A 6,686-nucleotide genomic window follows, 5' to 3' on the forward strand; every position below is an offset into this window, starting at 1 on the left:
ATAGTGAAGAACACAAGCTAATTTAGAGAAGTATCAATCACATGAAAGCAATGGTATTACCCTCAGAAACAGGCACTCTCAAGGACAGCGACTGCGAACTAATTTACGCTCCGGCTTCGATTCAACCTCACGGCATCCTGTTGGTGCTGGAATCTCTTGTGTTTAAAATTTTGCAAGTTAGCAACAATACTTTTGAGGTGCTCGGCCTTTATCCCGAAGAACTTTTGGGCAAATTTTTACAGCAATTTGTCGAGACTGAGGAAATTGAGGCGATTCAAAAAGCTTTATTTAAAAACAGCCCTCAACGTAACGCTATCAGCTTATCATTCAAAAGTAAAAACCGCAAGTCTTTTTTTCAGGGGAGGCTGCATCAATCAACTTCAGGATTAATTGTTGAACTAGAGTCGGTTGTTTCCCAAAAACCTAGCGATTCTTTCAATTTTTATCATTTAGTCCAAGAGCCGATAGACAAAATCCACAAAACACCAAACCTGCAAGTGCTGTGTCAGACAGCAGTTGCAGAAGTGCGGAGGATGATCGGTTTCGATCGGGCGATCGTCTATAAATTTGATGCCACCGGTGCGGGGGAAGTTGTCGCAGAAGACAAAGTAGAAAGTTTGGCTCCTTTATTGGGACTGCACTATCCGGCTGGCGATATTCCCCCCCAGGCCAGAAACCTGTTCAGCATGAATTTAATTCGGTTTATTCCCGATATTAACTGTCAGCCTGTAGAACTAATTCCTCACTGCAATCCGCTGAGCGATCGCCCCCTGGATCTCGGATTCTCTTTGTTGAGAACAGTTTCCCCTTGCCACGTTCAATATCTCAAAAACATGAACGTTGGCGCTAGCATGACCCTGACATTAATCAAAGATCAAAAAGTCTGGGGATTGATCGCCTGTCACCACCCAACACGAAAGTATGTCAACTACGAAACAAGAACGGCTTGCGAATTGATAGCAAAGTTTGTGAATCTAGAACTAAGCTACAAACAAGATAGCGAAGACTGGGAATATGGAATTTATTTAAAAGAAAATTGCCATAAATTTATCGCGGAAATTTCTCAATCACACTCCTTTGTAGAAGGTTTACTTAAATCCCGATATGAATTGCTGGCCTTAGTAGGGGCTACCGGTGGAGTTGTCTGTGCCAATGAAAATTTAACAACGATCGGCAAAACCCCGGACTTGGCAGAAATCAAAAAGTTAATTGCTTGGATAAAAACTCAAATAAATAATGATGTTTTTCATACAGATTGTCTCTCTGAACTGTATCGGCCATCCGATAAGTTTAAAGAAGTTGCTAGCGGTTTGCTGGTGCTTGCCATGTCCGAGATGCAAAATTATTACATTTTGTGGTTCCGTCCCGAAGTAATTCAAACGGTCAACTGGGCCGGTCAACCAGAGTGGTCAATAGAATTAAAACCGGATGGCAGCAGGCCGATATCACCTCGCAATTCCTTTGAGTTGTGGCAAGAAACTGTCAGATTAAAATCTTTGCCTTGGCTGCGGTGCGAAATCGAAATAGCCCGAGAACTTCGAGTGGCGATTACTAGCATGGAGTTGCGAAAAACAAATCAGCAGCTTAGCTTAGCTTTGTCGGCTACCAAAATCGGATTTTGGGACTGGGACTTGCAGAAAAATCGCATTGTTTGGTCGAGGGAACACGAAGAGTTGTATGGGTTGGCCCCGGGAACTTTTGGCGGAACTTATCAAAGTTTTGCAGCTTGCGTTCACCCAGAAGATTTAAAAAGTATTGAGAATGCTATAAATCAGGCGATCGCCCAGCGAGGAGATTTCTGTCACGAAAGCCGCGTGGTTTGGCCCGACGGCAGCATTCACTGGATGGAGGGAAAAGGTAAGTTTTTTTACAGTGAAGCCGGCGATGCAGTGCGGATGGTGGGGACAGTTACAGAAATTACCGATCGCAAATCTAGAGAATTGCAGTTGCGCCTGTTGGAATCAGCAGTCACCACGACTAACGACGCCGTGTTAATTACCGAAGCGGAACCGATTGACGAACCGGGCCCGCGAATTCTTTATGTCAACCCAGCTTTCACGCGGATGACCGGCTATACGCTAGAAGAAGTTTTGGGCAAAACCCCGCGCATTTTGCAAGGAGAAAAAACAGACCGCGCCAGTCTCGATCGAATTCGGACAGCTTTGGAAACCTGGCAGCCGGTGCGGGTTGACTCGATCAATTACCGCAAAGACGGGACGGAATTTTGGGTAGAAGTGAGCATTGTGCCAATAGCTGACCAAACAGGTGGGTTTACCCATTGGGTATCAGTACACCGCGATATTAGCGATCGCAAACTTGCTGAAGCCACGCTCAAACAGCTCAACGAACTGTTAGAAATGCGAGTTTGGCAGCGCACCCGAGAACTAGAAATCTCTCAAGCAGAACTCCGGGAAAGCGAAGCTTTATTTCGCTCTCTGAGCGAGAGTTCCCCCGTCGGCATTTTCAAAATCGATGCTGAGGGGAAATGTACCTATACAAATCCCCGGTGTCAAGCAATTGGCGGCTTCACACCGGCCGAAGCTTTAGGAAAGGGCTGGAGGCGGTTTGTTCACCGCGAAGACCTCAAACTAATTTTGTCTCTGTGGTCGGAATCGCGATCGCTAGATGGGGAATTTTCCTGCGAATTCCGCCACATCCAGCGAGACGGAACAATCCGGTTTTGTCGGCTGAAAACAGCTCCGATTTTTTCCGACAGAGGTCAACTAATCGGTCACGTCGGCACAGTCACAGATATCACAGAAAGTCGGGCAATTGAAAAAATGAAAAATGAGTTTATTTCCATTGTCAGCCACGAACTGCGAACGCCGCTGGCTTCAATTCGCGGTTCTTTAGGTTTGCTGGCGTCTGGAGTGCTCAAAGATAAACCGGAAACTGCCAAACAAATGTTAGAAATCGCGTCTAGCGATACCGAGCGGTTAGTGCGTTTGGTCAACGATATTCTAGACTTAGAGCGGCTCGATTCGAGCCAAGTTATCCTCGTCAAGCAGTGGTGCGAGGCGCAGGTTTTGATGCGGAAGTCTGCGGAAGCTTTGCTGTCTGTGGCTGCTGAGAATCACATTAATTTGTCGATTTTGCCCGCCGAAACGGCACAAATTTGGGCTGACCCCGACAGGATCGTTCAACTGCTGGTAAATTTGTTGAGCAATGCGATTAAATTCTCGGCTCCGGGGTGTACAGTAACTGTCAGGGTTGAAGATTTGGGCGATCGGGTTTTATTTGAAGTCAAAGATCGGGGGCGGGGGATTCCTGCGGATAAACTAGAAACTATCTTTGGACGGTTTCAACAAGTAGATGCTTCTGACTCCCGCCAAAAAGGAGGTACGGGTTTGGGTTTGGCTATCTGTCGCAGCATCGTGCAGCAGCACGGCGGCAGAATTTGGGCCGAAAGTGTTGTCTCCGAAGGAAGCAGTTTCTATTTCACAGTGCCGGCACCGTTTGAAGGCGAAGGGGGGAAAAGTTTTGAGTTTTGAGATTGCTTTCATAAGAGATCGCGAAAGCAACGTTCCTGGCAAGGCAAGCGGGGTGCATGAGTTTGGGAGGGCTATATTTCGATTTTTATGTTCTCGGTTTAAGGGGTCATTTCGCGTGCGTAAGTTTTCTTTCGGTTGATGATGATTAATTTAAATTGGGGTTTTAATTATGTCAGAAAAGCGCATTCTGGTAATCGATGATGAAAAAAACCTCTGCAGCGTGATTCAGGCCTGTCTGGAACATTTAGGCGGCTGGACGGTACAGAGCGCGCTCAGCAGCAGCGAAGGATTGCTTTTAGCTGAAACTCAACTCCCTGACGCTATTCTGCTAGATGTGATGATGCCCGATATGGACGGAGTTGCTCTGTTTGGTTTGCTGCAAAACAATGCGGCTACTCAGGAGATTCCGGTGATTTTCCTGACTGCTAAGGTGCAGGCGATGGATTTGAGCGAATTTGCTGATTTGGGGGTAGCGGGGGTGATTGCCAAGCCTTTCGATCCTTTGAGTTTGGCACAGCAAGTTGCGGAAATTCTGGGTTGGAAACCGTTGCTTTAAACTGGGGGAAAACGCGCCCATAGATAAAACTCGGCGGTTTCAACCGCTTCTTGTCACACAAAGTCGGCGCAACGCCAGACTGAAGAATTAATATCAAATCCGGTAGCATTGGAATTAATATTACCCACAGTCAGGACACGGCAATGCCGTTTCCCTACAATAGACTTCTTGCAAAAGTCTTTTTCATCAATTTATAGGGCAGGCGAGACGCCTACCCCACCATAAAAAATGATTTTTGTGGGATGGGCCGGAGAGCCCGTCCTAATTATTTTTGCAAGAGGTCTAATTAATCGGGCGATAGTTACATCTCTCGCGAGCATGATGGCGCCGGGCCTCGCAAGCTACGATTATTTTGGGGTAGGGAAACGGCATTGCCGTGTCCTCGGTTATATCAATTCCGATGCAACTGGAATTGATATAACGGGGCTAAAATCACGCAATTATGTTAGTAAACCGGGTTTCTGCGTCCCGGAAAGTCCTAGTTTTTCCGGCTGTTTTCAGAATTTGCTGATTTTTTTGATTTAGGTTTGAGATCGGTGATTGGTTAATTTAAACTCTGATTCCCTAGAAGTTCAAGAGATGATCTCAGGGAGTCGGGGTTTTTTGTTACCCGCAAAGTCGATCGGCCTCTACATTTACACGCAAAATAACTCTTCCAGAAGTTACGTAGTGTTTCACCCGGAATCGAGAATGCAGCCAAGTTTTTTGGTAAAAACTCCGGTTTCTGCGTAAGTGTTGCAATCCCTGCTTCGGGCAAAGTATATTCATCAAAAAAAATGATGATCTTCATAATTTATTCATATTTTTGAAATAATGTTTACTCCAGGCTCTTGATTTGAAGGCCGATCGCACTCTCAGCAGCCTCCCGCTGCCAAAGAACAAACCTGTTGTCAGGGGAGTTTGGGTCAGTGACGGTACTTTCGATTAACTGGTGCGACAGCACAACCAACCTGAATAAGTCAGGAGTTACGCACTGCATACCAAACAAACCGGGTTTTTTAACCGCAAAAAACCCGGTTTCTGCGCAAGTCCTTTAAGTGTTGGCAGGCGAACTCAATCAAAGAAAAATTCATAACTGAGGATGTGATTCGCGCTCTCGAATAACGCCCCGTAAATAAGTCGGTCATTTTGTCAAGAGCAAAACTCGCAATTGCCGCTAACCTGCCAAGCCAAGTCTGAGTAAGTTTTTTAAAGAGTGTGGAGATTTTTAAAATGTCATATCAGCTATCTTGTAAAGGTAACAATCAAATTCTGTGCTATTACCCAAATGTTACCAACCAAATTCAGGTGGTTCGGATTGGGAACATTCCTAATTGGTACTTTGAAAAAGTGTTGTTTCCGGGACAGCGACTGATGTTTGAAGCTGCGGCAGAAGCAGTTTTAGAAATTCACACAGGGGCGGTGGCAAGTGCTATTTTATCGGACAAAATTCCCTGCTACGTGCTGCGGGTAATAGAAGAGGTAAGTTCCGAGTTGGAGCTGGTTATTCCCGAAGAACGATGTGCGGTATTAGCCCCCTAAGATTCAGGATAAATCAGACGAGAGCGAGATCGGCAACAAAAATATTAGTTAACGAGTGTTTGGGGATACGGAAAATGCAGAAAAATCTTGTCAATATCACCTTGGCCGTAGTCACAGAGGAAGTAGAAATTATCTTGGAGTCTTATCCCAAGTATCCCTACCAAGAAGCTTTTTCGCCTTCGGGCTTGCGGCAGGATTTAATTGCTTACGTGCTGAGCAGAGTTCCTAATAGATATACTGCGATCGACTCCGGCGAGTCTGTGCCGAACCAAACAGTGCAGTTTCGCTGTTCTTCAGAGCAGTTGCTGCACATAGAAAATTTGATTCATACTGGCATTCGCGAGGTGCTGCACAGCTATGAGAAGATAGATTATCGCCTTTGCGAACAACTTAAATCCTGTTCCCAATTTGCTAGTTGATTTAGATAGTTTGTGGTAAATGAGGGAGACGCCGAGATCCTCGGCACTCGGTTGGGCGATCGAGCTATAATTGTGCACGCACTCACTCGATCGATCGACACTTTTGGTAATCGCCGCAGCCGTCGCACGGGCCATTGGGATTGACAGCACAGCGCAGAATTTCCGATCGAGCGTTAAAGCGGCAGCTAGCATCTCCGATAACCCAGATGCCGCTTACAAATGTTCTTTCCGTCGGCGGTTGGGCAGACTGCACGTACAACGCAATTTTTTGCAGTTGGTAGCGGCCGGATTTGAGTTGATAGCGGTGGTGGCGTTCCAAAACGGCGTAGGTTTGTCCCTCTAAATCTAGATAGTTCCCCGGTTGCGGCGTCCAATCCAGCCGAATGCTACCTAAAGATTGGCGGGGGTGAGAGAGAATCACCTCTACAGGTAAAGTATTTTGTTCCATGTGGCGGTGCGGCAAGCGAGTACACGCTGATGGTATCGCATTGCGGAACTTGGGGCGCTTGGGGTGCGTTTGTAGTGAGGAATTCAGTCCTCTGATTTTTATGAGGACTCAAGTCGTGACTACAAACCAATTTACCGCGTTTGTAGTTATTTTTATGAGGACTGAAGTTCTAACTATAGCGGTTCTCAAAAAAGTGAGGTATGCCCTATGCCCTATGCCCTATGCCCTATGCCCTATGCCCTATGCCCTAT

At 46.2% G+C, this 6,686-nt stretch carries 5 protein-coding genes; 4 read left to right on the forward strand and 1 reads right to left on the reverse strand.

Going from position 1 to position 6,686, the window contains the following annotated elements:
• The first annotated feature begins 50 nt into the window (after positions 1-50).
• The 4 genes from QUA02_RS22755 to QUA02_RS22770 all read left to right on the forward strand — a co-directional run bounded on the left by QUA02_RS22755 (position 51) and on the right by QUA02_RS22770 (position 5,987).
• On the forward strand, positions 51-3,491 hold the full coding sequence (locus QUA02_RS22755; protein WP_333030899.1) for a PAS domain S-box protein: 3,441 nt from the start codon (positions 51-53) through the stop codon (positions 3,489-3,491).
• Between the two features lie 169 nt (positions 3,492-3,660).
• Positions 3,661-4,047 (forward strand): response regulator, encoded by a 387-nt coding sequence (locus QUA02_RS22760; RefSeq protein WP_333030900.1) that lies wholly within the window; start codon positions 3,661-3,663, stop codon positions 4,045-4,047.
• A 1,212-nt stretch (positions 4,048-5,259) separates the two neighbouring features.
• The gene (locus QUA02_RS22765) at positions 5,260-5,568 is read left to right on the forward strand and encodes a DUF1830 domain-containing protein (protein ID WP_333030901.1); all 309 of its coding nucleotides are present in this window, start codon (positions 5,260-5,262) and stop codon (positions 5,566-5,568) included.
• A gap of 74 nt (positions 5,569-5,642) precedes the next feature.
• Entirely contained in the window at positions 5,643-5,987 is a 345-nt protein-coding gene (locus QUA02_RS22770; protein ID WP_333030903.1) for a late competence development ComFB family protein, read from the forward strand.
• A gap of 82 nt (positions 5,988-6,069) precedes the next feature.
• On the opposite strand, the gene QUA02_RS22775 is transcribed toward QUA02_RS22770, so the two are convergent.
• Entirely contained in the window at positions 6,070-6,435 is a 366-nt protein-coding gene (locus tag QUA02_RS22775; protein WP_333030905.1) for a DUF6464 family protein, read from the reverse strand.
• Positions 6,436-6,686: the final 251 nt, after the last annotated feature.

Origin of the sequence: Microcoleus pseudofavosus SVA1_A4 (genome assembly GCF_036700565.1) — a bacterium.
Classification (GTDB): domain Bacteria; phylum Cyanobacteriota; class Cyanobacteriia; order Cyanobacteriales; family Microcoleaceae; genus Microcoleus.

Bases quoted from the DNA above. Each gene is read 5' to 3' on its own strand.
- QUA02_RS22755 (WP_333030899.1), top strand. From the start codon at position 51: ATGGTATTACCCTCAGAAACAGGCACTCTCAAGGACAGCGACTGCGAA.
- QUA02_RS22760 (WP_333030900.1), top strand. From the start codon at position 3,661: ATGTCAGAAAAGCGCATTCTGGTAATCGATGATGAAAAAAACCTCTGC.
- QUA02_RS22765 (WP_333030901.1), top strand. From the start codon at position 5,260: ATGTCATATCAGCTATCTTGTAAAGGTAACAATCAAATTCTGTGCTAT.
- QUA02_RS22770 (WP_333030903.1), top strand. From the start codon at position 5,643: ATGCAGAAAAATCTTGTCAATATCACCTTGGCCGTAGTCACAGAGGAA.
- QUA02_RS22775 (WP_333030905.1), bottom strand. From the start codon at position 6,435: ATGGAACAAAATACTTTACCTGTAGAGGTGATTCTCTCTCACCCCCGC.